The following is a 22,784-nucleotide window of genomic DNA, read 5'->3' on the forward strand; positions in this document are numbered from 1 at the left end:
AACCCGGGAACGATAGCGCACCGACCCGCGCCACCGCTGTATAAAGATGGACCCGTGGAACGACTCAGCGTCTGGGCCCCCGACGGGCTGCCCGAGATCATCCCCGGCGACCATCTCGGCGAGCTGATCGCCGACCTCCTGGCGGGCCTGGAGGAGCAGGACCGGCCCCGGGACGGCGACGTCGTCGTGGTCACCTCGAAGATCGTGTCCAAGGCCGAGGGGCGGGTCGTGGCCGCCGACGACCGCGAGCAGGCGATCACCGACGAGACCGTCCGTGTCGTGGCCCGGCGGGAGCGCCCCGGGCTGCCGCCGCTGCGGATCGTCGAGAACAAGCTCGGCCTGGTCATGGCCGCTGCGGGCGTGGACGCGAGCAACACGCCCGAGGGCACCGTCCTGCTGCTGCCCGTGGACCCCGACGCCTCGGCGCGGACGATCCGGTCCGCGCTCACGCAGCGGCTCGGACTGGGCCGCATCGGAGTGGTCGTCACCGACACGGCGGGCCGGCCGTGGCGCGACGCCCTGGTCGACATCGCCATCGGCTGCGCCGGGATCACCCCGACCGACGACCTGCGCGGCAGCACCGACACGCACGGGCGCCCGCTCAACGTGACCGTGACCGCCGTCGTCGACGAGATCGCGGCGGCGTCCGAGCTGGTGCGCGGCAAGTCGGCGGGGCGCGCCGTCGCCGTCGTGCGCGGCATGGACCGGCACGTGACCGACGCCGACGGCCCCGGCGCGCGGGCCCTCGTGCGGGGCAGCGCGGACGACCTGTTCCGCGAGGGCTCGGCCGAGGCCTACGCCCGCGGCCTGGCGGACGGCGCTGCGGGCCGCGGGGCAGGCGGCCGCTGAGACCTCACCTTCGAGGCCCAAGTTTCTTCGCTCTCGCGCTGCTGAAAGCGAAGAAACTTAGGCCTCGAAGGCGATCGGCGGTTACCTAGAGGGACGGACGGCGGGACGTCATCCGCACGACCGGCGAGGCGGCGTCCGCCTGCTCGGGGGTCACGGTCACGGACCAGTCCGGCTCCGGCTCGTCGTCACCCGTGTCGGACGACGGCGCGGCCGGCGCAGGCGCCGTCGGGGCAGACGGCGGTGGGGGCGTGACCGAGGTCAGCGGCCGGGGGCCGGTCGGCGTCGGCTCGGGCGGGGGCGGCGGCACGGCCGGGATCCCGCGCGGCGGGGTGACGGCGGCGTCGTCGGCTGCGGGTCCCGCGGCTGGTCCGGCTGCCGGTGGCGGCGGGGGGACCGGGGCGTGCGGCTGCGCGGGAGCGGCCGGGGTGCCGGGCGTGCCCGGGTCGGCGGGCGCAGGCGTCCGCGGTGTCGAGGGCGGGGCTGGTGCCGGGTTGGCTGCTGCCTGCGGCGCAGCGGCCTGTGGCACAGCGGCCTGTGGCACAGGCGCGGCTGCCTGTGGCACAGCGGTCTGCGGCGCGGTGGGCGCCGGGGTGACCGGTGCGCTCGTCGGCGCCGGACCACCGGACGTCGGCGTTCCGCCGTCCCCCGGCGTGGTCCCACCGGACGAACCGGAGCCACCGCTGCCGGCCGAACCACCACCGCTGCCCGAACCTCCGCCCCCGCCCCGGGTCGCCGAGGCGACCGGGTCGACGTCGGGCAGCGGGGTCTCCAGGAGCACCACGTCCACCCGCGACTCCCGCATCTCGCGGCAGGTCGCCAGACCGATGCCGCCCACGTAGTCCTCCAGCGTCTGGAGCAGCTTGAGCGGCGTGGCCAGGATCATGTGGAACCCGAACGCGGCGAAGGTGTCCATCGCGGTGCGCGTGAACGCGGTGTCGGCCTTGTCGAAGGCCTCGTCCAGCAGGATCGTGCCGTAGGCGGGCGTCGCGGAGTCCGACGCCCCGGCGAGCTGGTACCGCAGAGCCGCGGCCAGGCAGAACACCACGAGCTTCTGGCGCTGGCCGCCGGACAGACCGGCGGAGGAGTCGTGCACCGCCAGCGCGATGCCGCCCGCGGTGACCTCGACGCCCGTGAAGTGCACGTGCCGCCGCGTGTCCAGGCACAGGGACCGCCACGCGCGGTCGGCCGGGTCGCTGGACCCGAGCCGGCGCACCAGTCGCTCCAGCACCTCGTACTCCGGCTCGGCGTCGCCGGTGAGGGCGTCGAGCGTGGTCAGGAACTCCTCGACGGCGGCCGGACGCCGCTCCTTGACGCGGATCTCGAGGAACCGGTCGGTGTCGAAGGGCGAACGCCGCAGGGACGTGTTGACGCCGACGATGCGCTCGCGGATGGTCGCGGGCGCCTGCCGGACCTCCGCGGCGAGCTTCCGCAGCGCGCGGCGCGCCTGGTCGGTGAGCAGGTCGGAGAACCGGGCCTCCTGCTCGGGCAGCCTGGAGGTGCGGATGCGCTCCAGCACCTCCAGGTACCGGGCGCGGTCGCCCACCTGTGCCGTGAGGTCCCGTGTGATGGCAGGCCAGCGGCGGCGGAACTCGGACAGCAGCCCGACGATCTCCCGCTCGGCGGCGCCCGACGTGCGCAGCCCGGCCTCGCGCTCCGCGTCCAGTGTGCGGGAGACGGTCAGGGAGACGTCGTCGATCACCTCGTGCGTGACGGTCTTGCGGACGGCGGCGTAGCGCTTCTCCAGCTCCTGCCGGTGCGCCAGCGGGATCGCGTTGGTCGGCGCGTCCCCGAGCTCGGCCACCACGTGCTCCAGGCTGCGGCGGTGCGCGCGGGCCTCGGCGAGCGCGTCGGCGGCCTCCGCGGCAGCGGCGCGGGCCTGGTCCAGCCGCGTCTCGGCGGCCGCGACGTCCTGCGAAGCCTGGAGCAGGTCCATCGTGCCGTCCAGCAGCCGGTCGAACGACGCCTGGGCGTCGGTCAGGTCGGCCTCGGCGGTCTCGATGTCGACCTCGCGCCACTCGCGCCGGGCCACGTGCCGCAGCGTGAGCTGACGGCGCACGGCCTCGCGCTGCTCGGCGACGGCGTCGGCCACGGCCTCGTCCGCCTCGGCCAGGCGAGCCTGCGTCTCGCGCGCGAGCTCCAGGAGCTGGTCCAGCCGGTCGTCGGCGTCCCAGCCGAGCGCCCAGTCCTCGACGCCGGGCAGCACCGGCTGCTCGATCTCCTCCGGCCCGTGCTTGATCAGGCCCTCGCGGGTCACGGCGCGCTCGTGCAGGTCCAGCCCGGCGGGCTCGTCCACGCACAGGTAGTCGTACTGCTCGGACAGGCGGCGGTGCAGCCAGCCCGACATCGGGCCGTCCTTGACCTCGACCTTGTGCACCAGAGACGAGTCGTCGGTGGACCGCGGCGCGTCGTTGCGCACGCCGACGACGCGGTAGCGCAGGCCGGGTCCGGCCTCGACGGCGCGGGCCACGGCGGCGCGGTGCGCGGGGGAGACCAGCACGAGCGTGCCGAGCGGGCGCAGGATCTCCTCGATCACGGGCCGCCAGGCGGCGTCGTCCTCCCGGACGCGCAGCAGCTCGGCCGCGAACGGGAGCACCGAGACGTCGAGCCCGGCGGCCTCCGCGACGGCGCGGCGGGCCGTGGCGAGCGCGGCCGGCACGTTCGTCTGGGTCTGCCGCACGGCCTGGATCCGGGTGGCCACGGCCTCGTGCCGCTGCCCGACCGCGGACCGCGTGGCCAGGGCCTCCCGGATGGCGCCGTCGAGCAGCTCGGGGGCGCGCGACCGCGTGACCGTCGCGACGGCGCCCGTCGTGACCGCGGGCACCGCGTCGGTGGACACCTCGGGGACGGCGCCGGTCGCGACGGCGGCGACCTGCCCGGTCGCGACGGCGGCGACCTGGTCCGTCACGGCCGGGATCGCGCCGGTGAGGGTCGGTACCGCGCCCGTGGCCGGCGGCTTGGTCCCGCCGAGCTCCCAGCGCGCCTTCTCCTTGAGCGCCGCGAACTCCGCGAACGTCTCCGGCATGTTCATGCCCACGGACTCGAGGTCGGTCTTCAGCTCGCCGCGCCGGGTGCGGACCAGAGCCGCGATCTCGCCGGCGCGCTGCAGGCGGTCGGCCTGCGTGGCCAGCGCCTGCCCGCCGCGCGCCCCCAGCACGTTCACGGCCTGCTGGTGCGTGTTGGCGGCGACGTCGACCTCGGTGTCGGCGGCCTTGCGGTGGTGCTGCGCCCGCTCCTCCGCGGCGCGTGCCCCCGCCAGGGCGCCGTGCGCCAGGTCGAGCTTCCACGCATCCTTGAAGGTCTCCAGCGAGCCGCGCAGCGTCGCCGCGCGGACCCCGGCCGCCGACCCCTCGTCGTACGTCTTGGTCAGGGCGGCGAGCCGGCCCAGGTGGTCGATCTGCCGGCGCGAGGTCTCGATGTCCGCGTACGCGCGCGCCACGTCCGCGAACTGGTCCACGGCCTGGGCCGCCAGCGCGAACGTTCCGGGCTCGTCCAGCATGTGCCCGCGGAACAGGTCGTCCAGGCTGCCCAGGTTCTTGGCCGACTGCGTGCGGTGCAGCAGCACCAGCGCCTGCTCCGAGCCGATGCCCAGGGCCTGCGTGAACGCCGCGGCGAACGGCGCGTGCCGCTCGCTCACGGTCGCGTCGGGCCAGGCGGCGGACACGCCCGCGACGTCGGGGCCGGAGCGGACGAACCGCTCGAAGTCCAGGAGCCCCACCTCGCCGCGCACCACCACGTGCAGCGTCGCCGGCGCGGAGGAGCCGCGTGTGAGGTGGAACAGGCGGACGAGGGTCACGGTGCCGTCGTCGGCGTCGGTGCCGTTCGAGTACCGCAGCAGCACGCCCGACCAGGTGGCGCCCTGGCGCAGGTGGTCGGCCACCACCTCGCCCGTGCTCTCGTCGGTCCGGTGCCGCCACGCGCCGCGTACGTACGAGACGACGTCACGGTCGCCCGCCTCGCGCTCCGTGGCGGCCGTGCCGGCCGCGGCCACGTTGAACCGCAGGTGCTCGGGAGGTGTCAGCACCGCGGCGACGGCGTCGACCAGCGACGACTTGCCCGAGCCCGAGTGGCCGGTCAGCAGGAAGCCCTCGCGCGGGACGGGCACCACGTGGTGCCCCGAGAAGGTGCCCCAGTTGACCAGCTCGATGCGCGCGAGGCGCCACTGCCCGGTGGGGGACGGGTGCGGGGTCTTCATGCGCTCTCCTTCGCCAGCCGGGCGTACTCGGCGCTCAGCGCCGCGACCTGGTCCGCCCCGAACACGGTCCGCAGCACGGGGGAGACCGTGCACCTGTCCCCGCTGAGCGGCTCCAGCATGCCCGACTCGATCAGTCGCGCCCACGTCGCGTCCAGCTGCCGGGTGAAGTCCATCGGCGAACCCCCGCCGCGCCGCCGGTAGACGGCGAGGTGGTCGGCCGCCTCGTCGCGGCTGACCGCCACCCGGCCGTCGGCCGAGTCCAGCAGGAGGGCGCGCAGGTGCAGCAACAGCGCCGTGTCCAGGAACGTCAGCGTGACCGCCCGCACCACCTGCGGGGCGTCGGCCGCCGGCACGTCGCGCACGAACGCGACCTGCGCGTCGCCGTCCACCACCAGGTCGAGGTACTGGTCCGCGAGGCGCTCGCGCACCACGTCCTCGTGGGTGAGGAGCGCGCGCCAGGTGTCGGCGTCGGTCTCGGCGGCCAGGTAGGGCCCGCGCACGAGCCGCGCCAGCGCGAGGCGCGCGGCCGCGGGCAGCGTGCCGTGGTCGCCGGGCCAGAGGTGGCTGCCTGCCTCGCCGCCGGATCCGCTGCCCGACGGCGCGGACGCGGTGCCGCCGTCTGCCGGCCGCCCGGGGCGCGCGGTGCGGAGGTCGGCCGGGTCGGGTCGCGCCGGACCTCGTCCGGGAACGGGTTCTGTCACGGGACATGCTCCTCGAACTGGTGCTGGGGAAGGGTGGCGCGCCGCGCGACGCCGCGCGAGGACCGCCAGGCGACGTCCTCTCGCTCCGTGGTGGGGGTGCCGTGCCGCTCGGCGAGCGTCAGCAGCCCGACGACGCTGGCGGCACCCTGTGTCGCGGGGTGCGCGGCGAGCACGGAGGCGACCGTGGCCCGGCCCGCCTGGTCGACCACGTCGTTCACGTGCCCGCGCAGCTCGTCGACGTCGATCTCCGAGTCGCGGGCCATCGCGCGCAGCGCCGTGAGCGAGACCGGCCGGGGTGGCAGGGCGGGGTCGGCGAGCGGTGCCTCGACGTCCTCCCCGCCCGGGTTGTGCGGCGCGAGGCCGCCCACGGAGCGGGGTGCCACCGCGCCCAGCTGCAGGCTCAGGCGCAGCTCGGCGCCAGGGGCGACGTCGGGTGCGGCGGCCAGCGCGGCGTCCTGCGCCTCACCGATCAGCCGGCGCAGCGCGCGCTCGGCCGGGAGCTCGCCGGAGCGCACCATCCGCTGCAGCGCGCGGCGCAGCACGCCCATGGTGTCGGTGAGCTCGTCGGCGGCGTCCTGCAGCGTGGGCAGCAGGCGGCGCAGCGCCGAGGCCTCGCTCGGCGCGAGGTGCACGGAGTCGAGCACGCGGCCCAGGTCGTCCTGCGCGGTGTGCTCCGACCGGCGCAGCAGCTCGCGGAACGCGACCAGGCCGCGGCCCGCCTCCGACTCGGCCAGGTGGTCCACGCCGCGGTAGATGTCGTCGAGGAAGGTGTCCCGCGACCCGTCGGACTCCAGGAGCCGGCGCCGCAGCTCGCGGTCCGTGCGCTCCAGCTCGGTCCGCACCCGGGCCAGGTCGGCGGGGATGTCGCCCGCCAGGGCGAGGATCTCCCGGGCACGCTCGACGGCGACGTCCGCGGGCAGGGCTTCCGAGTCGCCGCGGCGGGCGCGTTCGATCTTGGCGTCCAGGGCGGCGCGCTGCTCCAGCAGGGCCGCGAGCCGGGCCTCCGGGTCGGGGTCGGCCTCGTCGGCCAGCCGGTGCAGGCCGTCGAGCACCGCGCCCAGCCGGGACGGCGTCACCGCGGGGTGGGGCCGGCTCAGGCGGGAGACGAAGCGGATGGCGAGCAGCGCGCCGTCGGACAGCTCGACCGTCTCGGTGCCGGGCTCGCCCCCGCTCGACGCGGCGCGGCGGCGTACCAGCACGCCCTCGTCGATCCACTCCGAGACGTAGAAGTAGCCCGAGTAGGGCAGCTCGAAGCCGGCGCGACGCAGCTCGGGGACGTCGTCGTCGATCCGCTCCGCGAGCTGCTCCACGGGGAGCCGGCGGCGGGAGGCCCCGAGGTTGCGGTCGAGCAGCACGACGGCGGCCGCGGCGTTCCTCGACCGCAGCAGCACCCACGCGGGGTGCTCCTGGAGAAGGGCGCGCACGGCGCGTGCCGCCTGGCCGCGACGACCTGTCCCGTGCCCGGCGGCCGGCCGGGGCGCGGCGTCCCCCGGTGAGCTCGCAGTACCCATGGGGGCTGAGAGTAGTAGGCCAACGTGTCGGTGCGGCACCCCCGGAGGAAACATCGCGGCACATGCCCCGTCGCTGAGCCGCGACGGCCATAGACGTATAGAGTCAGGTCCCACAGGGCTTGCCGGAAAACAGATCTTCACTTTCCGGCAGGCCCTGTCGTGCGTCATGGCACGTTTCGATGGCAGAGCGTCGACGGGAGGGCATCTTGCTCACGAACGCAGCCCAGATCATTGCCCGGATCCGTGCCGAGCGAGGGCTCAGCATGAGTTCCCTCGGGGTGCTCGCGGGCGTGCCCACGTCGACGATCAGTCGTATCGAGTCGGGGCAGATCGAGCCCACGCTCGGAATGGTCCGGCGCATCGCGCTGGGCGCCGGCTACCACCTTCACCTGCAGTACTACGACCTCTTCTCGGGCAAGCTCGAGGACGACGTGGTCCCCGTCGCGGCCGACCCGGCCGGTGAGCCGGAGGAGGACGAGGATCCCCCGCGGTAGGGCGGTTTCTCCGGGGTCCGCTACCTTGTCTCGGTATGGGATGCCGGTGCGGGGGGTGCGGGGACGGAGAGCGACGGCGCTTGTGGGCCGTTCCCGGTAAATGTGACATTGCACGCAATTCCTGTGGAATCCAGGTGCGCGCTCTCGCTCTGGTTGTGCCCCCCATTCGTCCGAGCAATATGGTCGTCATATGCCGAACGTCATGATCCCCGCCGAGGTGCGGGAGGACGTAGAGACACTGTGGGTGTTCCACGACCTGCAGCACGAGCCACGGCAGGTCGACGTCTGCATCGGCCTGGGCGGCCACGACCTCGGCGTGGCCGAGTACACCGCTGAGCTCTACCACCAGGGACTGTTCCGGCAGATCGTCTTCACGGGCGCGAACGCGCCCACCACCGTCGATGCCTTTCCCGAGGGCGAGGCGCTCGGCTACCGAGACCACGCGATCGCGAGCGGCGTGCCCGCTGAGGCGGTGCTCGTCGAGCCGGAGGCGACCAACACCAGTGAGAACCTGGAGTACAGCCGCAACCTGCTCGTCGAGCACGGTGTCGAGCCGACCTCCGTGCTGCTCGTGTCGCACCCCTACCAGCAGCGTCGGGCGTTCGCGACGAGCCAGATGGTGTGGCCAGACGTCGACGTGCTGTGCGTGTCGCGGCCCCAGACGCTGGACGAGTACGTGGCCGGTGTCGGCGATGCCGACCGCGTGGTCGACATGCTCGTCGGCGAGACGCAGCGCCTCACGCTCTACGCCGAGCTGGGCTTCATCTCCCACGAGGAGGAGGTGCCCGGCGACGTCATCGGCGCGTTCGACCGGCTCGTGGCGGCCGGGTTCACGTCGCGGCTGGTGGAGGACCGGCGTCCGATAGACGTCTGATCCACGCCGCCAGAGGTCCTGTCATGAAACGGGCTTCTGGGACATCCCTGGCGAGTTTCCTCGTTCTCCGTTACGTTCCGGGGCATGCGCGAGGAAAACAAGCGGGGCAAGGATCCCAGGAAGTTCACCTGGCAGGAGATCCTCACGTTCGTCGCGGGCGCCGGGTACGTGGCGAGCCCGATCGACCTCCTGTCCGAAGGCGTGCTGGGGCCGCTCGGCCTCGGCGACGACGCCATCGCGATCGTCATCGCGGGCGTCACCCTCTACAAGGCCATCCGGCGGTTCCGGCAGCACCGCACCGTGCCGGGCACCACCGGTGACACGACGCCGGGCGGCACGTCGGGCGCCGATGCCTCGCACGGCGGCACGACGACCAGCGGGGGAACCACCTCGGGCGGTGCGAGGTTCGCCAACGGCAAGACCGTGCCCGGCACCGCCGAGGACGTGACGGACCGCAAGCCGCGCCGCTGACCGGAAGGCCTGCCTTGGCCGGCCGGTCCGGGCGGGTCTAGGGTCGACGGCGTGGTCAGCGACAACGCACCCCGGGTCCTCGTCGTCGGGGGCGGGCCTGCCGGCGCCGCCACGGCGATCGCGCTGCGCCGTGAGGTTCCCGGTGCCCAGGTGAGCGTGGTCGACAAGGCCACGTTCCCGCGCGACAAGACCTGTGGGGACGGGCTGGGTCCGGGCGCCCGCCGGGTGCTGGACGGGCTCGGCCTCTCGGAACTGCTCGAGCCGTTCCACATGCCGATGTCGGTGGCCATCAGCGGCCCGGGCGGGGTCGAGGCCATGGCGCGCGGCCCGCTCATGGAGGGTCGCGACCTGGCGGGCTACGTCACACCCCGGCTCGAGCTGGACCACCTGCTGCTGGGCGCGGCGCGCGACGCGGGCGCCGAGGTGCGCGAGGGCGTCTCGTTCGAGGGGACGACGTCGGACGGCGCGCGCGAGCGGGTCGCCCTGTCCGACGGCGAGGAGACGTACGACCTGGTCGTCGGCGCGGACGGCGCCTACTCGGCGGTGCGCCGCGCCATCGGCGTCGAGCGGCCGTCGATGCGGCACACCCACATCGCGATGCGCGCGTACGGCGAGGTGACCCACCCGGACAAGCCCGTGAGCGACACCCTCCGGTTCGACTTCCTGGAGTCGCTCCTACCCGTCTACGGCTGGGTCTTCCCGCTGCCCGACGACGGCGCGAACATCGGCGTCGGCCTCCCCGTGAACCATCTGAAGCGGCAGACCGCGCGACACGGCCGCAAGCTGCGCGACCTGTTCGACCTGTACGTCGAGGACCTGGAGCGCCGGGGCTTCTCGGTCTCCGGGATCGAGCGCGTCGCCACGCACCAGCTGCCGCACGCCGCCGCCCGGACGCCGATGACGGCGCGGGGCCGGGCCGCGGTGCTGGTCGGCGACGCGGCCGCGACGATCAACCCGCTCAGCGGCGAGGGGATCTTCTACGGCATGGCCGCCGGCGTGCAGCTCGCGGAGCACCTGGGGCAGGTGGAGCGGGCCGGCGGGACGTGGGCCGGCGCTGGCCTCTCCGACGCCCTGGCGGGGTTCGAGCGAGCACACCGCCGCCGGTTCGGGCGGCACTACCGCGAGTGCTACCTGGCGCAGCAGCTCATGCGTTCCAAGACGTGGGCCGGCATCGCGACGCGCGCCGTGGCGGCGTCCAACGAGGCGATGGCGCACGTGGCGCTCATGCTGTTCGACGAGCAGACGGCCGGCTCGCGAGGACTGGTGCGGCTGGCGGCGAGCAGCGTGCGCCCGCTGCTGCGCCGCTGAGGAGCCGGACGGTCGCTGCGGAACGGGCAGCGGACGGTACTCGTTGAGCGGGTCGTGGTTCTGTCACACTGCAGACCCTGAAGCTCAGCGCAGCCTGAGGTTTTCCGCCGATCCCCTGAACCGAGGACGACGATGTCACGCACCATCCGCCGGGCCGTTGCACGACTGATCTGGGCCGGCACCGGCTACCGGCTGCGCACGGAACCCGCGCCGACCCGGCCGACGGTGTTCATCGGGGCGCCGCACACGTCCAACACGGACTTCTTCCTCATGCTGGCCATCGCGTTCCAGATGGACCTGCGCATCCGGTTCCTCATCAAGGACTCCTGGTTCAAGGGGCCGATGGCCGGTGTCATGCGCTCGCTGGGCGGCATCCCCGTGGACCGGAGCGACCCGGCCAGCATCGTCGACGAGATCCTCGCGGCCGTCGAGCGGGGCGAGGAGTTCCACCTCGTGGTGACGCCGGAGGGCACGCGCGGCAAGGGCTCGGGCTACTGGAAGTCGGGGTTCTACCGCATCGCCCTGAAGGCCGGCCTGCCGGTGACGCTCGGGTACGTGGACGGCGTCACCAAGGTCGCGGGCCTGGGCCCGAGCATCGAGCTGACCGGCGACGTCGCCGCGGACATGGATGTGATCCGCGCGTTCTACCAGGACAAGTCGGGGGTCAAGCCGGCCAACCGCACGGAGCCCCGCCTGCGCAACGAGACCCCGGACGCCCAGCCCTGACGCCCGCGTTCACCGCTCGGCGGGCGGGGTGAGGGAGTCCAGGACGCGCTCCAGGCCGTAGGCCCAGGCGTGGGTCGGGCTCGACGGTGCGTTCATGGCCGCACCCGCGGCCCCACCCACCCGTTGGGCCAGTTCATGGTCGTCGCCGAGGTACTCCGCCAGTCGCTCCGCCCAGCGGGCCCAGGCCTGCGGCATCTCGTCGGCCCGCGGGTCGGGCCGCTGCGCCCGCGCGGCCCCGCGGACGAAGTCCAGCACGAACGTGAGCGCGGCGTCGCGGGCGACGTCGTCCAGCGGCAGGTCGTCGAGCGCGTGCAGCTCGTGGTCGTACTTGGCGATCGTGCCCGGGCCGAACGCCGTGCGGTCGTCGTCGATCTCCAGCAGCCAGGGGTGCTCGCCGAGCAATGCCAGGTTCGCGTCGGCGACGCGCCGCACCCGCGTGCGCCAGCCGGCCGTCCCGTGGTCCGGCCGCGGCATGGCGGCGAACGCGGCGTCGGCCATGAGGACCAGCAGGTCGTCGCGGCTGTTCACGTGCGTGTAGACGGACATCGCGGAGACACCGAGCACCTCGCCCAGCCGCCGGACGGTGACGGCGGGCAGCCCCTCGGCGTCGGCCAGCCGCATGGCAGCCTCGACCACGGCGCCCGTCGAGACGCGGGTCCGCGGACCGCGTGCCCCGCCCCGCGGGGCGGCCGGATGGTCGCGCCAGAGCAGGTCGATCAGCTCGCGGGGCATGGGGTCTCCAGAATCCGAGTGACGGGCCGGGAACATTCTGCAACCATCTTACGTTGTACGCCGTACAAGGTTTATGGAGCGAGGAGTCAGCTTGAAGATCACCGGTACCGCCCTGTCCCTCAACGTGCCCGACGTCGCGGCGTCGGCCGAGTTCGCCAAGCAGCACCTCGGGTTCACCGAGGCCATGTCCGACGACGGGTTCGTGTCGCTGGAGCACCCGACGGCCGGCCTCAACATCGTGTTCCTGCGTGTCGGGCTCGGCACGTTCAAGCCCGAGCGGATCGCCGGCCCCGCAGGCCAGGGGCTGCTGATCGCGTTCGTCGTGGACGATCTCGACACCGAGTTCGCCCGCATCTCCGCCGCCGGGGCGGAGGTCGTCACACCGCCCGAGACCGAGCCCTGGGGCGAGCGCTACTGCCAGTTCGCCGACCCCAACGGGATCGTGTGGCAGCTGGTGCAGTGGGTCTGACGGTTCTTCCGACCCGGAAGTCCCCTTCGAGGCCCAAGTTTCTTCGCTTTCGGCCGCGTCAAAGCGAAGAAACTTAGGCCTCGTGGGGGAGTTGCTCGGCGTCGAACGTAGGGTTGCTCGGCCCAAGAGCCGTCTCAAGCCGACCGACCCTACGTTCGCCGTCGGGCGGCGGTGACAGCTGCCGGCACCTAGCCGTGCGCCCAGCCCGACCACCGGCCCACCCGGACCCGGATCACCGGGCCGTCGGGCCGGTGATCGCGGTACTGCGGGTACCGCGCGGCCAGCGCGTCGAGGGCCGCCTCCCGCGGCTCGCCGTCGTGCTCGACGGCGGCGACGCCGTCCGCCCGCACCCACCACAGGCGCGACCAGTCGTCGTCGTACCGGTCCGCGAGTACGGCGACGCGCGGGTTCGCCGCGATGTTGCGCAGGCGCTTCAGGTCCCGTGTGGTCTTCGGCTTGTGGTCGACGGCGACGACGATCTCGTCGGCCGGTGCGTCCGCAGCCGTGCCGCCGACGGCGCTGACCAGCGCGAACGTGATCGGCACGAGCTGCGGCACACCGTCGTCGTCGGCCGTGGCGAGACAGGCGTGCCGGGCCGCGGCGAACCGGGAGCGGCAGGTGTCGGCATCGAGGCGCACGCTGCCATTCTGCCGCGCCGCGGGTGCCCGCCGGTTCGGTTGCCGCTCATCCGCAAAGGTCGGCTGGGTCGATCGCGCATGCTGTTCCCATGACGGACAACCAGCGACCCCGGCGGGTGCGCGAGCTCGGGATTCTCGTCGGGCCGTTCGCGACCGGCCCCCTGAACGCGATCACCGACGTGCCTGGTGTGCGGGTGGGGCACACCACGATCGTGGACCCGCCCCGCCTGCATACGGGCGTCACGGCGATCGTCCCTGACGCGTTGGGCGACGGCGGGCGCAGCCTGCCGTGCGGGCTGTTCGTCGGGAACGGGTTCGGCAAGCTGGTCGGCGCCACCCAGGTGGCCGAGCTGGGCGAGATCGAGACGCCGATCCTGCTGACGGCCACGCTGAGCGCGTTTCGTGCCGCGGACGCCCTGGTCACGCACGTGCTCGCCGGCCCCGGGCACGAGGAGACCCGCACCCTCAACCCGGTCGTGGGCGAGACCAACGACGGCAGGCTCAGCGACATCCGGGCCCGGCCCGTCACCGAGGCGCACGTACTGGCAGCCCTCGACGGCGCGGCCCCCGGCCTGCCCGGCGAGGGCTGCGTCGGCGCCGGGACGGGCACCATAGCGCTCGGGTTCAAGGGCGGGATCGGCACGTCGTCCCGCCTGGTCGATGGCCGGACGGTGGGCGTGCTGGTGCAGTCCAACTTCTCGGGCACGCTCACCGTGCGCGGCGTCCCGATCCGGCCGGTCGACGACGGCGCGAGCCCGGCCGGTGCCGCCGGCGCGCCGACGAACGCCACGAACCAGCCCGAGGGCAACTCCTGCATGATCGTCGTCGCCACCGACGCGCCCCTGGACGCGCGCCAGCTCGGCCGGGTCGCGCGCCGGGCCGTGTTCGCGATGGCGCGGGTGGGTTCCGACTTCACGGGCGGCAGCGGCGACTACGCCCTGGCGTTCAGCACGAGCGCCGCCGCGCCGGGTGTCGCGCCGTCGGGCAGCGTGGCCGACGGCGACCTGGACCCCCTCTTCGCGGCGACGATGGACGCGACGGAGGAGGCCCTGCTCAACTCGCTGTTCACGGCGACCACCACCGTGGGGCACCGCGGCACGGCGACCGCCGTGCCCCACGACCTGGTGCTCGGCCGGCTGCGCTCCGCCGGGGTGCTGCCTCAGGCCTCGACGACGGGGCCCGTCTCGTAGTCGGCGGACACGGTGATCTCGACGTCGATGTCGCGGGGCTGCAGCTCGACCTGTGCGCCGCCGCCGGGGGCGGCCATCGCGCCGGCCCGCATGGCGTACATCGGGGTGTTCCCGCCGTCGTTGCCCCCACGCAGCCCTGCCTCGTAGATGGCGACGGGGGACACCGGGCCCAGGCCGAGCGCGTCGGCGTAGGACTGGGCGCGCACCACCGTCTCCTCGGCGGCCTCGACGCGGGCCTCCGCCTGCAGCGTCTTGCGGGTCTCGTCGGTCAGGGTCCAGTTCAGCCAGTCGATCTCGACGCCCTCGACGTCCATGATGTCCGCGAGCCACGTGGACAGGACCTCGAAGTCGCTGAACGTGACCGAGAGCCGCGCCGAGGCCCGGAACCGGCGGATGCGCTGCTTGCCGCCCGAGCCGGAGCTCTTGACCCGGTCGTCGTAGACGTACGAGTGCACGGAGGCGGAGTCCCACTTCTCCGCGGCGCCCGACTCGACGTGCGCCTTGGCCTGGTCCACGAGGATCGTGTGGGTCCGGGCCACCTGCTCCACCACGTCGTTGCGGAGGGTGCCCGAGAACGCGACGTGCAGGTTGACGGTCCCGCGCTCGGCGGGGTGGGTGCGCTTGGCCTGACCTTCGACGGCGATACGAGTCATGTGCGGAGTCTGCCCACCCGGGCGCGGACGACGCCACCCCGGCGCGCCGTACCGCGCGCTGCTCGTCGGCGGGTCAGCCGATGGTGCCCTTGCCCACCGGGCCGCGGGCCAGCGTGGGTTCGAGGCCGCAGAACGCGCCGTACCGCCCGGCCTCGGCCTCCAGCGCCGACCACACCGCGGCCGACGGCTCGTCCATGAGCTCGACCGTGAGCTCCACGGTCTGGGCCTTGAGCACCCGCGACCACCCGCCGGCGATCATCCCGTCCACCACGACGAGGCCGGTGTACAGCCAGCGGCTCGGCATGCCGTCACGGGTCAGGGACGGCCAGCTCTTGAAGTCGTGGCAGAAGAACTCGTCGTAGACCGACAGGAGGCGCACGGTGCCCGCCGGGGCCGGGCCGGGCAGGTCGCCGTCGGTCCAGAGCGTCAGACCCGCGATCTCGTGCGGGGTGAGCCCGGCGTCGGCCACGGCTGCCCGGGCCGCGGTCTTGGTCAGGGTGCCCCACCAGGCCACGTCCTCGGCGCGGCACGGACCGTGCCCCCGCACGTACACGCGGGCCAGGTGGGCGCGGGCGGCGTCCTCGTCCCAGGGCCGCTGCTCCGGCAGCAGCCGGTAGGTGGCCTGCTTGCCACGCATCGGACCGCTCGCCACGATCAGGTCGAGCTCTGCGTGCATCATGAGCTGGCCCAGGTGCCAGGCATCCAGCGGTGCGCCCTCGGCCTCGGCGAGCGCGGCGCCGATCTCCTTGCGGGTCAGCGGGCCGTCCGCCAGCGCGTCGACGACGACGTCATGTCTGCGAGGGAGGGCCGCGTGGTCGAAGCCGTAGGACCGTTCCGTCGAGGCCATCGCCCGGCGGATCCGAGGCGCGGTGGCCGTCATCAGGGGCGCCAGGTCCTCGGGGACCACGTAGTGCCAGGTGGGTCGCAGGATGTGCGTGCGCAGGACCGAGCCGTCGGCCAGGGCCGCTTGTACCTGTTCCAGCGTGGCGGGCGCGGTCAGGCGCTGCGCCACGCCCCAGGCCGACGAGTGCAGCTCCTGCGACTGCACGGCACCGAGCCGGGCCACGACCCCGGGCACGGCGCCGTCGTCGGCCCTGTCGTCGCCCGGGGTCCGCAGCGCGCCCAGGCCCACGGAGGTGAGCCGGGCGCGCTGGAGGCCCTCGACCTCAGACGTAGTAGGCATCCCCGCCGCCTTGCCCCGCCAACCGGGCGCGCCGGTGCTTCACCAGGCTCCGGATCAGCATGATCACACCGACCACGAACAGGATCATCACCGGGATGATCGCGAGCGGCGCCAGGACCGCCAGGAACGAGACACCGATGCTGGTCGCGTCCTCCGCCGCGCTCACCACGGGGGCCGCCGTGCCACCCGACACCGTGTTGGCGACCACGCGGCCGCCCGCCTTGGCCGCGTGCGTGCCGAGGGCCAGCACCACACCCGCGACGATCGGGATCCACTGCCCGGACTGCACGAAGGCCGCCGGGTCCGTGACGGTCGCCGTCTCCGACATCGAGCCCGCGCCGAACGCGATACCACCCGCGGTGGGCCGGATCACGGTCTGCACCACGTCGTTGATCGAGTCGAGCACCGGGATCTTGTCCGCCGCGAACTCGAGCACCAGGAGCACGACCAGGATCGCCATCACCCAGCCGTTCTCCAGCCACGCCCACGTACCCGGCAGCTCCACCAGGTCGGTGAAGCGCGAGAGCACGCCGAGGAAGATGAGCGGGATCCATGCGTTGAGGCCCGCCGACAAGGCGAGCCCGCTTCCGGTGGCAATTTCGAGCATGAGCCGAAGTGTTCCATGGCACACCGACACTCCGTGGGTCAAACGTGTCCGGTGTGCCCGATCTGTTATCCGAGTGTCACGGGGGACCCGGGCGGTCCGGGTTCACCTGTCGGCGTACTCCTGGAACTGACGGGCCTCCACGTGGAAGAGTGGTTGTGATACGCCGCGCCGCTGCGCTGACCTGGAGGCTTGCATGATCTGGACGATCTTCGCCGTCGCATCGGTGGTGCTGCTGGGCCTGTCCGCCGGCGTCTTCTTCGGGTTCTCGTCGTTCGTCATGAGCGGCCTCGCCCGCGCGTCCGACGAAGCGGCGGGCGAGGCGATGAACGGCATCAACGAGACCGCCCCGCTGCCCGCCTTCATGAGCATCTTCTTCGGCGCGCTGCTCGTCCCGGGGATCACCGGCATCTGGGGTCTGGTGGACGGGCGCGCCGGCGGAGCCTGGATCCTCGCCGCCGCGGCGGTCTATCTGGTCGGCACCTTCGGCGTGACGATGGCGCTGAACGTACCGCTGAACAACCGTCTCCTCGCGGCGCACGACAAGGCCGCGGAATGGCGCGCCTACCGGCGGCCGTGGACCTCCTGGAACCACGTGCGCACCTTCGCGGGCGTCGTGGCGACGGCGCTCGCGGCGGTCGGGCTCCTCTGACGGGTCGGGCGCCGGGCCGGGCGTCGGGGACAATCGTCGACGTGCCCGCCATCGACTTCCACCGCACCCTGCCCGGCTACGCGCCCACACCGCTACGGGACGTGCCGCGCCTCGCCACGGAGCTCGGCGTCGGACGGGTGCTCGTCAAGGAGGAGTCGAGCCGGCTCGGGCTGCCAGCCTTCAAGGTGCTCGGGGCGTCGTACGCGATCGCGCGCGCCCTGGGGGAGCGGTTCGGCCTGGCCACGATCACGCTGGACGCCGTCCGGGACGCCGTGCGCGGCACCGCCGTCCGCCTCTACGCCGCCACCGACGGCAACCACGGCCGCGCCGTCGCGCACGTCGCGGCGCTGGTCGGCGCGGAGGCGACCATCTACTACCCGCCCGGCATCACCGAAGCGGCCAAGAAGGCCATCGCGGCCGAGGGCGCGCGGACCGTCGAGTCCGAGGGTGACTACGACGACGTCGTGGCCCGTGCCGCCGCCGACGCGGCCGCCGACCCGACGGCGCTGCTGGTGCAGGACACGTCCTGGGACGGCTACACCGACATCCCGCAGTGGATCGTCGACGGCTACACGACGCTGTGCCTCGAGGCCGACCGGCAGCTCGCGGCGCTCGGCGTCGCCGCGCCCGACCTGGTGGTGGTCCCGGTGGGCGTCGGCTCGTTCGCCCAGGCCGTGGTGAGCCACTACCGCACCGCGGGGGCCGGCGGCGGCACGCTGCTCGCCGTCGAACCCGACCGTGCGGCGGGGCTGGTCGCGTCGCTGCGCGCGGGTCGGCCCGTCACCGCGCCGGTGGGCGACACCATCATGACCGGCCTCTGCTGCGGCACGGTCTCGGCCCTTGCCTGGCCCGTCCTGTGTGACGGGCTCGACGGCGCGGTCACCGTCTCCGACGACCAGGCGGCCGCCGCCGTCGACGACCTGGCCCGCTCCGGGGTCGACGCCGGACCGTGTGGCGCCGCGACCCTCGCCGCGGCCCGCCTCGTCCTGGGGCAGCCGGGATGGCGCCAGGCGATCGGCCTGGGGGCCGACGCCGTCGTCCTGCTCCTGTCGACCGAGGGCCGGGCCGCCAACCCGGTCCCGCAGGACCGCGTCTAGCCCGCCCTCTCGACCACCCCGCCAGGAGCTTTCCGTGCCCGTCGCCGTCCCCGCCGCCCTCGACCCGATCCTCCCGCTGCTGCGCTGCCCGTCGTGCGGCGAGGCGCTCACCACGGCGCCCGGCGCGCTGCGCTGCTCGCGCCGGCACAGCTTCGACGTCGCCCGCCACGGGTACGTGAGCCTGCTGACGGGCACGCGGGCCACCAGCGGGGACGACGGGCCGATGGCGCGCGCCCGCCGCGACTTCCTGGCCGCGGGCCGGTACGAGGCGGTCCAGGACGCCGTCGCGGACCTGGCGGGCGAGTCCGCGGGCGCGGGCGACGGCGCCAGGCCGCCCGCCACCGTCGTCGACGTCGGCTGCGGCACCGGCTACTACCTCGCGGGCGTGCTGGACGCGATGCCGGGCGCCGTCGGCCTGGGGCTGGACACCTCCGCGCACGCCCTGCGCACGGCGGCCAAGGCCCACGAGCGGGCCGCGGCCGCTACGTGGGACGTCTTCCGGCCGTTCCCGATCGGCTCGGAGCAGGTCGACGTGGTGCTCGACGTGTTCGCGCCGCGGAACCCGGCCGAGTTCCACCGGGTGCTGCGGCCGGGCGGGACGCTGGTCGTCGTGCGGCCGTTCGGCGGGCACCTGGCCGAGCTGCGCCGGCAGGTCGCGGGGATGGTGTCCGTCGACCCGGACAAGGAGGACCGCCTCCACCAGGCACTCGACCCCTGGTTCGAGGAGGCCCGCACCGAGCGCGTCGAGTACACCACGCCGCTGACCCGCCAGGAGGCGGTCGACCTGGTGCTGATGACGCCCAGCGCGCGCCACGTCACCGAGGCGGACCTGCGCGACGACGAGGGCACACTCCCCGCGGAGGTGACGGTGTCGGTCCTGGCCACGGCCTACCGGCGGCGGTGAGGGCACCGGCACCGGCACCGGCACCGGCCCGCGATTCCTGCTCCACGCGTGGGTCCGGCCACTCTGTCGGCAACGAGCCTTACCAGGCATCGTGCCGTGGCGAGCGCCCGACCGACCGACCAAAGTAGGGGGCACCCGGTCCGGCGGCAGGGTGGCCCGTGGCCCGTCGACCGATGTGTCCGGCCGCCGCGCCCGGAAGGCTGGGAGCCATGAGCATCCCCCTCGGCTACCTCATCGGCCTCGCGATCCTCGCCTTCCCCGTGCTGCGCCTGCCGCGCGTGCCGATGCCGCTGGGCACGTCGGTCTTCCTCATCACCATGTCGATCAACGAGCTGCCGGTCCTCGCGGCGCTCGCGTTCGGTGCCAGCACGGCGCTCGCGCTTGCCGAGGGCGACCTCGCCTCGCCCGTCGCGCTCGGCGCCGCGATCGTCGCGGCCGCCTGCCTGGGCCTGCAGATCTGGCGCGGGGCCACGACGCCGTCGGTCCTTCGCCGGGCGATGGGGCCGATCGCGGTCTCGGGCCGGGTGCCGCTGTGGCGAGTCCTCGGCTTCCCCTTCGCCGTCCGTCCGCGGTCGGTCGAGCGGTTCGCGGACCTCTCCTACGGTCCCGCCAGCAGGCGCAACCGCATGGACCTGTACCGTCGCCGCGGGACGGTCGCCGGTGCGCCCGTGCTGATCCACTTCCACGGCGGTTACTACACCACCGGGCACAAGAGCTCCCAGTCCCTGCCGATGCTGCACCGCCTCGCGGAGCGGGGCTGGATCTGCATCAGTGCGAACTACCGGCTGCGCCCCGCCGCGGGCTTCGAGGACCACGTCGTGGACGCCAAGCGGCTGGTCGCCTGGGTCCGTGAGCACGCCGCGGAGTGGGGCGCAGATCCCGAACGGATCGTCCTGTCCGGCTCCTCGGCCGGCGCGCACATGTCGGCGATGGCCGCGTTCACCCACGGCGACCCGGCCTACCAGCCCGGCTTCGAGGAAGCCGACACCTCGGTGAGTGCCGTCGTGTCCCTCGGCGGCTACCTCGGGCGCTACTTCGACGACCGCCCGGAGACGTCGCCGACCGAGAGCGTCCGTCCCGACTCGCCGCCGGTCATGGTCGTGCACGGCACCCACGACTCACTCGTGCCCGTCGCCGACGCCCGCCGGTTCGCCGAGCGGCTGCGCGCGGACTCCCGGAACCTGGTCGTCCACGCGGAGCTCCCGGGCGCCCACCACGGGTTCGACCTGTACTGGTCTCCGCGGTTCGCGGCGGTCGTCAACGCCGTCGAGGCCTTCACCGCCGAGGCGTTCGCGCGGCAGCGGGTCCGGTAGCCGGGGTCGTGCGCAGGGAGCTGGTGAACAGCTCCGCCGTCCGGCCGATGCCGTCCTCCTGGCGCAGACGCTCGCCCAGGCGGGCGGCCCGCTCGCGCATCCGCTCGTCCGTGACGGTGCGACGGTAAGCCGGTGAGGCGCGTCAAGCCTGTCCGTCAGTTTCCATGACACCCGCCACTGCCCCTGGCAGACTCGGCGTCGCCGAGGGATGCGGAGGTTCCTGTGTCGGATGTGGATCACCTCGTCGAGCGTGACTCCGACGAGCCCGGCGACGGCCCCGACCGGCGCCGTGCCGCCTGGGCCAGTTTGCTGGTCGGCCTGATCTGCGGGCTGGCACTCGTTCCCGTCGGGTTCTGGTCGATCCTGCTGGTCTGGGGCGCGGATTCACTGCTGCTGGCAGCGCTCGTCCTCGGCGTCTGCGTCCTGCTGCTAGGGGTCGCGTGCGGCGCCGTCGTGCGCTGGGCAGGCGGATCGGTTGCCGCAGGGGTTGTGGCGCCGGTCGTCGCCTCTGCGGCCCTGGCTGCCTGGTACCTGCAGGCGGCATCGCCCATGTCGGTGGGTCCGGGCCTCGCGATGCTCGCCACGGGGATCATCGCCGGTGCGACGGCGGCGGTCGGGCAGCCCCGGATCGGAAAGGTGGGTCGGGCGATCGCGGGGTTCGTCCTGCTGAGCCCGGTGCTGGTCCCGGCCGTCTGGTTCGCGGTCACGGCGACTGGTGACTTCCGGGAGCGTGCCGCGGCGCACGGCGTGCCGTACACGCTGGCCGGACCCGGCTACGAAGAGCAGTACATCGCGCTCGGTGAGGGATCCTCCGTCGCGGTGTACCAGATGCCGGACGGCGAAGAGGTCCATGTCAGCTCGACCGCGACGGTGCACGACGACCGTTCCAGGAACGGTCTCACGTTCGGGGAGTGTCACGAGAAACCGTTCGACAACGGTGAGGCGGCCCTTGAGTGCGTCGCGAACGGGCCCGGCTTCGAGGTGCGGCTCGTCAGCTTCGGCGCGTCTGACGAGGCCGACCTGGCCGAGGCGTTCGAGCACCTGCGTGCGATGTCGGACTGGACGTTCTACCAGGAGGCGAGACGGTACGTCGAGGTGCTGCCCGACTGAGCCCGCCCGTTCCGCGGCTCGGCGGTCTCCGCTCAGCCAGCAGCCTTGGCGGCCGCCTTCTGGGCCTTCTTGAACGTGCGGACCTCCTGCAGCGTCTCCGCGCTGGTCACGTCCGCGATGGAGCGGCGCGATCCGTCTTCGCCGAACTCGCCCGCAGCCTCGCGCCAGCCCTCCGGCTGGACGCCGCGCTGCTTGCCGAGCAGCGCCAGGAAGATCTTGGCCTTGCGCTCGCCGTAGCCCGGCAGCGCGTTGAGCCGCTTGAGCACCTCGCGGCCGGTCGGGGCGCCGCCATCGGCCCCGGGGTTGGTCCAGATCCGGGCGGCGTCGCCGTCGTACTCGTCGACGACGACGTGGGCGAGCTCCAGCACGCGACCCGCCATCGAGCGGCCGTACCGGTGGATCGCCGGGGGAGTGGTCGCCATCGTCACGAACTCGTCCGGGTCGGCCTCCGCGATCGCGCGGACGTCGAACGAGCCCATGCGGTCACGGATCTTGCCGGGGCCGGCGAAGGCGTGCTCCATCGGGAACTGCTGGTCGAGCAGCATGCCGACCAGCAGGGCGAACGGGTCGTCGCTGAGCAGCCGGTCCGTGTCGGGGTCGCCGGTGATCCAGAGGTCGGTAGCCATGCCTCCATAGTGCCCGATCCGTCCACCGTCGTCCCGGGCGCCCGCTGCTCTCAGCAGAACGCCCCGCCCCGTCGGCGGGGCCGCCCTACGCTCGAAGCCATGGCCGAGACCGCCCCGCCTCCGCAGCCCGTGCACGACGACGTGCCTCCGGACACCGACGCCCCGCCGCCGTCGGCCCGGCCGTCATGGACGAGACGCGAGCCCCTGTGGCGGCACCTGGTCGGGGAGCGGCTGCGGCAGCTGCGGCACGAGCGCGGCGAGACCCTCGACCGGACCGCGCGACGGGCAGGGATCTCGCCCCAGTACCTCTCGGAGATCGAGCGGGGGGTCAAGGAGCCGTCGAGCGAGATGATCGCCGCGATCGCAGGTGCCCTGGACATCACGCTGGTCGACCTGGTCAGCGCGGTCGCCGACCGGCTGGCCACCGTCCAGGGGACCTGGGGGCAGCCGACCTGCCGGGCGGCGTTCGCGCTGGCGGCCTAGGTCG

General features: G+C 73.7%; 23 protein-coding genes. 14 read left to right on the top strand and 9 right to left on the bottom strand.

Features of this window, described 5'->3' with window-relative positions:
* Positions 1–54: 54 nt before the first annotated feature.
* The gene (cofE, locus tag ACH47X_RS01830) at positions 55–849 is read left to right on the top strand and encodes a coenzyme F420-0:L-glutamate ligase (RefSeq protein ID WP_397400848.1); all 795 of its coding nucleotides are present in this window, start codon (positions 55–57) and stop codon (positions 847–849) included.
* An 85-nt stretch (positions 850–934) separates the two neighbouring features.
* Here cofE and ACH47X_RS01835 read toward each other — a convergent pair whose 3' ends face one another.
* The 3 genes from ACH47X_RS01835 to ACH47X_RS01845 are packed head-to-tail and all read right to left on the bottom strand — an operon-like array spanning position 935 to position 7,253.
* On the bottom strand, positions 935–5,041 hold the full coding sequence (locus ACH47X_RS01835) for an ATP-binding protein (RefSeq protein WP_397400850.1): 4,107 nt from the start codon (positions 5,039–5,041) through the stop codon (positions 935–937).
* Entirely contained in the window at positions 5,038–5,742 is a 705-nt protein-coding gene (locus tag ACH47X_RS01840) for a DUF4194 domain-containing protein (RefSeq protein WP_142033593.1), read from the bottom strand. Before ACH47X_RS01840 ends, ACH47X_RS01835 begins: the two co-directional genes overlap by 4 nt.
* Positions 5,739–7,253 carry a DUF3375 domain-containing protein gene (locus tag ACH47X_RS01845; RefSeq protein ID WP_397400852.1) on the bottom strand — a complete coding sequence of 505 codons (1,515 nt, stop codon included), beginning with the start codon at positions 7,251–7,253 and terminating at the stop codon, positions 5,739–5,741. The genes ACH47X_RS01840 and ACH47X_RS01845 overlap by 4 nt, the downstream gene beginning before the upstream one ends.
* Before the next feature lie 179 nt (positions 7,254–7,432).
* Between ACH47X_RS01845 and ACH47X_RS01850 the strand changes: the two genes are divergently transcribed.
* The 5 genes from ACH47X_RS01850 (at position 7,433) to ACH47X_RS01870 (ending at position 11,126) form a co-directional block, all read left to right on the top strand.
* On the top strand, positions 7,433–7,747 hold the full coding sequence (locus tag ACH47X_RS01850) for a helix-turn-helix domain-containing protein (RefSeq protein WP_036967456.1): 315 nt from the start codon (positions 7,433–7,435) through the stop codon (positions 7,745–7,747).
* A gap of 190 nt (positions 7,748–7,937) precedes the next feature.
* Complete coding sequence (locus tag ACH47X_RS01855; RefSeq protein WP_397400855.1) at positions 7,938–8,621, top strand: YdcF family protein; 684 nt, start codon at positions 7,938–7,940, stop codon at positions 8,619–8,621.
* 84 nt (positions 8,622–8,705) lie between these two features.
* Entirely contained in the window at positions 8,706–9,092 is a 387-nt protein-coding gene (locus ACH47X_RS01860) for a DUF1232 domain-containing protein (protein WP_397400857.1), read from the top strand.
* A gap of 51 nt (positions 9,093–9,143) precedes the next feature.
* On the top strand, positions 9,144–10,400 hold the full coding sequence (locus ACH47X_RS01865; protein ID WP_397400859.1) for an NAD(P)/FAD-dependent oxidoreductase: 1,257 nt from the start codon (positions 9,144–9,146) through the stop codon (positions 10,398–10,400).
* A gap of 132 nt (positions 10,401–10,532) precedes the next feature.
* Complete coding sequence (locus tag ACH47X_RS01870; protein ID WP_397400861.1) at positions 10,533–11,126, top strand: 1-acyl-sn-glycerol-3-phosphate acyltransferase; 594 nt, start codon at positions 10,533–10,535, stop codon at positions 11,124–11,126.
* Between the two features lie 9 nt (positions 11,127–11,135).
* On the opposite strand, the gene ACH47X_RS01875 is transcribed toward ACH47X_RS01870, so the two are convergent.
* Positions 11,136–11,858 (bottom strand): TetR/AcrR family transcriptional regulator, encoded by a 723-nt coding sequence (locus ACH47X_RS01875; RefSeq protein WP_397400863.1) that lies wholly within the window; start codon positions 11,856–11,858, stop codon positions 11,136–11,138.
* Positions 11,859–11,949: 91 nt separating this feature from the next.
* Between ACH47X_RS01875 and ACH47X_RS01880 the strand changes: the two genes are divergently transcribed.
* The gene (locus tag ACH47X_RS01880; protein ID WP_036964004.1) at positions 11,950–12,327 is read left to right on the top strand and encodes a VOC family protein; all 378 of its coding nucleotides are present in this window, start codon (positions 11,950–11,952) and stop codon (positions 12,325–12,327) included.
* Positions 12,328–12,515: 188 nt separating this feature from the next.
* On the opposite strand, the gene ACH47X_RS01885 is transcribed toward ACH47X_RS01880, so the two are convergent.
* Positions 12,516–12,965, bottom strand: coding sequence for a TIGR03668 family PPOX class F420-dependent oxidoreductase (locus ACH47X_RS01885; protein ID WP_397400865.1), 450 nt, complete (start codon positions 12,963–12,965; stop codon positions 12,516–12,518).
* An 89-nt stretch (positions 12,966–13,054) separates the two neighbouring features.
* Here ACH47X_RS01885 and ACH47X_RS01890 point away from each other — a divergent pair, with 89 nt between their 5' ends.
* Positions 13,055–14,155, top strand: a complete 1,101-nt coding sequence (locus ACH47X_RS01890) for a P1 family peptidase (protein WP_397400867.1) — start codon at positions 13,055–13,057, stop codon at positions 14,153–14,155.
* Here the strand turns inward: ACH47X_RS01890 and ACH47X_RS01895 are convergent.
* The 3 genes from ACH47X_RS01895 to ACH47X_RS01905 all read right to left on the bottom strand — a co-directional run bounded on the left by ACH47X_RS01895 (position 14,125) and on the right by ACH47X_RS01905 (position 16,598).
* On the bottom strand, positions 14,125–14,808 hold the full coding sequence (locus ACH47X_RS01895; protein ID WP_020016921.1) for an SIMPL domain-containing protein: 684 nt from the start codon (positions 14,806–14,808) through the stop codon (positions 14,125–14,127). The genes ACH47X_RS01890 and ACH47X_RS01895 overlap by 31 nt on opposite strands.
* A 73-nt stretch (positions 14,809–14,881) precedes the next feature.
* Positions 14,882–15,991, bottom strand: coding sequence for a winged helix DNA-binding domain-containing protein (locus tag ACH47X_RS01900; RefSeq protein ID WP_397400870.1), 1,110 nt, complete (start codon positions 15,989–15,991; stop codon positions 14,882–14,884).
* Entirely contained in the window at positions 15,975–16,598 is a 624-nt protein-coding gene (locus ACH47X_RS01905; RefSeq protein ID WP_397400872.1) for a DUF4126 domain-containing protein, read from the bottom strand. Before ACH47X_RS01905 ends, ACH47X_RS01900 begins: the two co-directional genes overlap by 17 nt.
* Positions 16,599–16,791: 193 nt before the next feature.
* Between ACH47X_RS01905 and ACH47X_RS01910 the strand changes: the two genes are divergently transcribed.
* The 5 genes from ACH47X_RS01910 (at position 16,792) to ACH47X_RS01930 (ending at position 21,671) form a co-directional block, all read left to right on the top strand.
* Complete coding sequence (locus ACH47X_RS01910; RefSeq protein WP_397400874.1) at positions 16,792–17,247, top strand: DUF1772 domain-containing protein; 456 nt, start codon at positions 16,792–16,794, stop codon at positions 17,245–17,247.
* Positions 17,248–17,288: 41 nt separating this feature from the next.
* Entirely contained in the window at positions 17,289–18,344 is a 1,056-nt protein-coding gene (locus ACH47X_RS01915; protein WP_397400876.1) for a diaminopropionate ammonia-lyase, read from the top strand.
* A gap of 34 nt (positions 18,345–18,378) precedes the next feature.
* Complete coding sequence (locus ACH47X_RS01920) at positions 18,379–19,248, top strand: putative RNA methyltransferase (RefSeq protein WP_397400878.1); 870 nt, start codon at positions 18,379–18,381, stop codon at positions 19,246–19,248.
* Between the two features lie 209 nt (positions 19,249–19,457).
* Complete coding sequence (locus ACH47X_RS01925; RefSeq protein ID WP_397400880.1) at positions 19,458–20,561, top strand: alpha/beta hydrolase; 1,104 nt, start codon at positions 19,458–19,460, stop codon at positions 20,559–20,561.
* Positions 20,562–20,783: 222 nt separating this feature from the next.
* Positions 20,784–21,671, top strand: coding sequence for a hypothetical protein (locus tag ACH47X_RS01930; RefSeq protein WP_397400882.1), 888 nt, complete (start codon positions 20,784–20,786; stop codon positions 21,669–21,671).
* A gap of 32 nt (positions 21,672–21,703) precedes the next feature.
* Here the strand turns inward: ACH47X_RS01930 and ACH47X_RS01935 are convergent, their stop codons facing one another.
* Positions 21,704–22,297: an HhH-GPD-type base excision DNA repair protein gene (locus ACH47X_RS01935; protein WP_397400884.1), complete on the bottom strand. Its 594-nt coding sequence runs from the start codon at positions 22,295–22,297 to the stop codon at positions 21,704–21,706.
* Positions 22,298–22,396: 99 nt separating this feature from the next.
* Here ACH47X_RS01935 and ACH47X_RS01940 point away from each other — a divergent pair, with 99 nt between their 5' ends.
* Positions 22,397–22,780, top strand: a complete 384-nt coding sequence (locus ACH47X_RS01940; RefSeq protein ID WP_397400886.1) for a helix-turn-helix domain-containing protein — start codon at positions 22,397–22,399, stop codon at positions 22,778–22,780.
* Positions 22,781–22,784: the final 4 nt, after the last annotated feature.

The sequence above is a fragment of the Promicromonospora kroppenstedtii genome (genome assembly GCF_044389675.1).
GTDB lineage: Bacteria > Actinomycetota > Actinomycetes > Actinomycetales > Cellulomonadaceae > Promicromonospora > Promicromonospora kroppenstedtii.

Bases quoted from the DNA above. Each gene is read 5' to 3' on its own strand.
- ACH47X_RS01835 (WP_397400850.1), bottom strand. From the start codon at position 5,041: ATGAAGACCCCGCACCCGTCCCCCACCGGGCAGTGGCGCCTCGCGCGC.
- ACH47X_RS01845 (WP_397400852.1), bottom strand. From the start codon at position 7,253: ATGGGTACTGCGAGCTCACCGGGGGACGCCGCGCCCCGGCCGGCCGCC.
- ACH47X_RS01850 (WP_036967456.1), top strand. From the start codon at position 7,433: ATGGCAGAGCGTCGACGGGAGGGCATCTTGCTCACGAACGCAGCCCAG.
- ACH47X_RS01855 (WP_397400855.1), top strand. From the start codon at position 7,938: ATGCCGAACGTCATGATCCCCGCCGAGGTGCGGGAGGACGTAGAGACA.
- ACH47X_RS01860 (WP_397400857.1), top strand. From the start codon at position 8,706: ATGCGCGAGGAAAACAAGCGGGGCAAGGATCCCAGGAAGTTCACCTGG.
- ACH47X_RS01870 (WP_397400861.1), top strand. From the start codon at position 10,533: ATGTCACGCACCATCCGCCGGGCCGTTGCACGACTGATCTGGGCCGGC.
- ACH47X_RS01875 (WP_397400863.1), bottom strand. From the start codon at position 11,858: ATGCCCCGCGAGCTGATCGACCTGCTCTGGCGCGACCATCCGGCCGCC.
- ACH47X_RS01890 (WP_397400867.1), top strand. From the start codon at position 13,055: ATGACGGACAACCAGCGACCCCGGCGGGTGCGCGAGCTCGGGATTCTC.
- ACH47X_RS01895 (WP_020016921.1), bottom strand. From the start codon at position 14,808: ATGACTCGTATCGCCGTCGAAGGTCAGGCCAAGCGCACCCACCCCGCC.
- ACH47X_RS01900 (WP_397400870.1), bottom strand. From the start codon at position 15,991: ATGCCTACTACGTCTGAGGTCGAGGGCCTCCAGCGCGCCCGGCTCACC.
- ACH47X_RS01905 (WP_397400872.1), bottom strand. From the start codon at position 16,598: ATGCTCGAAATTGCCACCGGAAGCGGGCTCGCCTTGTCGGCGGGCCTC.
- ACH47X_RS01910 (WP_397400874.1), top strand. From the start codon at position 16,792: ATGATCTGGACGATCTTCGCCGTCGCATCGGTGGTGCTGCTGGGCCTG.
- ACH47X_RS01925 (WP_397400880.1), top strand. From the start codon at position 19,458: ATGAGCATCCCCCTCGGCTACCTCATCGGCCTCGCGATCCTCGCCTTC.
- ACH47X_RS01935 (WP_397400884.1), bottom strand. From the start codon at position 22,297: ATGGCTACCGACCTCTGGATCACCGGCGACCCCGACACGGACCGGCTG.
- ACH47X_RS01940 (WP_397400886.1), top strand. From the start codon at position 22,397: ATGGCCGAGACCGCCCCGCCTCCGCAGCCCGTGCACGACGACGTGCCT.